This window comes from Anaerotignum lactatifermentans (assembly GCF_014982935.1).
Lineage (GTDB): Bacteria > Bacillota > Clostridia > Lachnospirales > Anaerotignaceae > Anaerotignum > Anaerotignum lactatifermentans.
In genome coordinates this window covers 1-3,053 of sequence record NZ_JADCKK010000106.1, presented here as the reverse complement: position 1 = coordinate 3,053, position 3,053 = coordinate 1, and the positions used below count along the sequence as shown (strand labels likewise).

The window sequence follows — 3,053 nt, the reverse complement described above, 5'->3', positions numbered from 1 at the left end:
TCCTATGCTTTCTTGTGTCTTGGCGGACTCAAGATAATTATAGCATAGGAGGTTTTTGCTTGAAGCTGAAGCTCACTGATTCCCCCGGCATAGCCGGGGGTTTTTATTGGATTCACCAATAAAAAAGACATGATACCCGTCAAAACAGGCATCATGTCTATGATATTTACAAAAATCAGTCTTTGGGGCAGATCGCAATACATCTTGCAGTAAAGCCAGCCGCATTTTTCGCTTTGGGGAAACCGCAGAAAATCAGAGAACCTACAGGAGGCACTTCAGACAGGTTATTCATCAGTTCCACCTGATAACGATTCTGTTCTAATACATAGATTTCGCACAGGAAACCTTTTTCTCTTGCATTGGTCGCAGAGTCTGTATCAGCAGGTTCATGACCGATGGCTGCAATATTGCGTGTTTCCACCAGATATTTCAGCGCTTCCATGCTCCAGCCGGGATAATGACGGTTGCCTTCGTCATCATAGTTGTTCATATCTTCCCGTTTGGACCAGTCTGTACGCACTGCCACAAAGGAACCTGCAGGAATTTCACCATAAGTCTTTTCCCATTCCTGAATGTCTTCAACTGTTGTCACATAGTCCCAGTTGTCCGCTACTTTTGCAGATACATCAATGACGCACAAAGGCAGGATCATTTCTTCCACAGCAATATCCTGCAATTCTCTGCCGCCAGGAATGAAATGTACAGGCGCGTCTACATGGGTACCATACTGGCTTACCAGACGGAATTCATGGGTACGGAATCCAACAGGGTAATCAAACAGACGCAGTACATCCATAGCAGGAAAACCAGCCCAGTGCGGTGTTTCCGGAGAAAGTTCATGTGTCAAATCCACAAATCTGTAATTTTCTTTCCAATCTGCGTACTGCTCCCACAATTTCTTGTTCATCTTTCATCTTCCCTTCTGCGTTTTATATGCTCCATTGTCAGTAAAAAACAGTGGTCTTGTCCCAGACAATCCTCTTTCTTTTAATATTCCCCATGTAATGGAAATTCCCTCTTTTTTCCCGATTGAATTCTTTATTTTTTCTTCTGCAAATCCTCCTTCATGTTCTGTATATGCCTGTACTATCACCCGCATATCAATTATCCTTAAATTCTATAGCAATATCTCGCTAACACAAAATCCATAAAAATTCGCACCTATCCGTATGGACTTTTCTGTTCCTGACGCATCCAGCATGTTTTTCCCTCTAAAGATAAGATTTATCAGGCAGCAAAATAAGCGCAACAATTCATTAGAAAAATACATAAGCAACAAAGTTGGTCTACTATTTATGCTTCCTTTTACATACTTATCTATCACTGGCATGCATACCTTTTCCATTTCCCCTACCATATTGATTTCCATTTCCTTGATGCAAGCCATTTTCATTTTGCATATTTCCATCTTTCACAGACAAAAATAACTCTCGGATTTCTCGCATAGACATCTGATTCAGTTCCTCTGGTGTAATTTGAGGGTCATACTTAGTAATTTCTTTATACCACCGATACCTTCCATAAGACAATCCCAAAGCATGTGCTTCGGAAACATCTTCGGAATCCAAGCAGTAACAATAGGTATTTTTCTGTTTTCCCGTACAGTTTTTCACATAGTCAAGAATTTCTGCCCCCTGTTTTTCTTCTGTCTGCACAACTGCTATGGAAAGCATTTCATCTTCTTGAAGATAATCCTGCATCCATTGGGCTTCCAGTACTTCAGAAAGGGCAGATTCATAATCTTTATACAACACATCCAGTGATGCTGCCAATTCTTGTCCATCCTCATTATAGCCTTCTACGCCAATGATTTGATCGAAACGATTCACATCTAGCTCGATGGAAGGATTCACATCAATGCTGATCACAGCCGTAGGTGTAAAATAAAGATATTTACCCATGAAAATGATGCAGCACAACGCAAAAGAAGCAAGAAGCCCATAGCTATAAATACGCTTTGTTGCAAAAGGCTTTCTTACCTGCTTCCCATATGCTTTTTCCAATACAGCCTTTTTCGTTGTATCTTTCAATGCATCATCAGCACAAATCTGCCCAAATGCTTTTTGAATCTTATTCTGCATCATATTCACCTCCCAGCTCTTTTTTCAGCATTTGTCTGGCTCTTTGCATATATGTATAAACGGTATTTACATTCTTTCCCAAAATCTCACTGATTTCTGGAGCTGTATAACCTTCATAATAATGTAAGTAAATGACCTTACGATATTTTTCAGGCAATCGTAGAACTGCTTCAATAACTGCCGTATCCTCTTCAGAAACTTCAGCTGCAATTTGTTCATGCATTTCAGTAAGATCAACGGTACGATTGTAAAAAAAGCTTTTTAACAAATCTTTGCAGGCATTGATAGTAACCCGAATAAACCAAGCCTTTTCATGGGCATCATTTTCAAACACAACGGAGCTAAGGACATACTTCAAGAATACCCCTTGAAATATGTCCTCCGTATCTGCGTGATTTTTTAGATGAATCAAGCAAATTCTTTTTATCATATCCGAATACAATGCAATTACTCGATTCAATTCATCTTCGCTCCGCATAAAAAATACCTGCCTTTACCAGTTATGTCCCATTCTTCTGCCCATACAGCCTTTGTAAAAACCAGCACTGCTTCGGTTGTCACATACGCCGTCGCCATTCATATCCACAAACCACTGACCATTGCTGCCTATTTCGTAGTTATCGCAGATGCCGTTTCTGTCAGCATCCATAAAGTTTCGACTGTTCAGAAAAGCCGGTTCTGCCGCAAAAGCACTTACAGTTCCCATGGACAACACACCTACTGCCACCAACATACCGATTACCATTTTTTCATATGAAACACCTCCATTCTTCTATTTTCAATTATAATACGAATGAAGAAGACGAATCCATTCAAACTATAGAAAAATTTTTCAAGGGCAGCCAAAAGCAACTTCCCCTTAAGAAAACATTGATTTTCCTTTTCCTTGATTTCTTAAGGGGAATTGCGACGGCTGTCTTCATAAGAAAACATAACAAATAAAATCTTAATAAAATAAGAAAGCCAAAATCC

5 protein-coding genes are annotated in these 3,053 nt (G+C 39.8%); all 5 read right to left on the bottom strand.

Annotation, left to right across the window (positions count from 1 at the left end):
- Positions 1-175: 175 nt before the first annotated feature.
- Positions 176-907, bottom strand: coding sequence for a cyclase family protein (locus INF29_RS13920; RefSeq protein ID WP_072852279.1), 732 nt, complete (start codon positions 905-907; stop codon positions 176-178).
- A gap of 3 nt (positions 908-910) precedes the next feature.
- The gene (locus INF29_RS13915) at positions 911-1,099 is read right to left on the bottom strand and encodes a hypothetical protein (RefSeq protein WP_072852277.1); all 189 of its coding nucleotides are present in this window, start codon (positions 1,097-1,099) and stop codon (positions 911-913) included.
- Positions 1,100-1,313: 214 nt separating this feature from the next.
- Positions 1,314-2,084, bottom strand: a complete 771-nt coding sequence (locus INF29_RS13910; RefSeq protein ID WP_193487325.1) for an anti-sigma-I factor RsgI family protein — start codon at positions 2,082-2,084, stop codon at positions 1,314-1,316.
- Positions 2,071-2,559, bottom strand: coding sequence for an RNA polymerase sigma factor (locus INF29_RS13905; RefSeq protein ID WP_191344236.1), 489 nt, complete (start codon positions 2,557-2,559; stop codon positions 2,071-2,073). Before INF29_RS13905 ends, INF29_RS13910 begins: the two co-directional genes overlap by 14 nt.
- Before the next feature lie 15 nt (positions 2,560-2,574).
- The gene (locus INF29_RS13900; protein WP_193487323.1) at positions 2,575-2,826 is read right to left on the bottom strand and encodes a hypothetical protein; all 252 of its coding nucleotides are present in this window, start codon (positions 2,824-2,826) and stop codon (positions 2,575-2,577) included.
- Between the last annotated feature and the right edge of the window lie 227 nt (positions 2,827-3,053).

Coding starts and splice junctions, on each gene's coding strand:
- INF29_RS13920 (WP_072852279.1), bottom strand. CDS start 907: ATGAACAAGAAATTGTGGGAGCAGTACGCAGATTGGAAAGAAAATTAC.
- INF29_RS13915 (WP_072852277.1), bottom strand. CDS start 1,099: ATGCGGGTGATAGTACAGGCATATACAGAACATGAAGGAGGATTTGCA.
- INF29_RS13910 (WP_193487325.1), bottom strand. CDS start 2,084: ATGATGCAGAATAAGATTCAAAAAGCATTTGGGCAGATTTGTGCTGAT.
- INF29_RS13905 (WP_191344236.1), bottom strand. CDS start 2,559: ATGCGGAGCGAAGATGAATTGAATCGAGTAATTGCATTGTATTCGGAT.
- INF29_RS13900 (WP_193487323.1), bottom strand. CDS start 2,826: ATGGTAATCGGTATGTTGGTGGCAGTAGGTGTGTTGTCCATGGGAACT.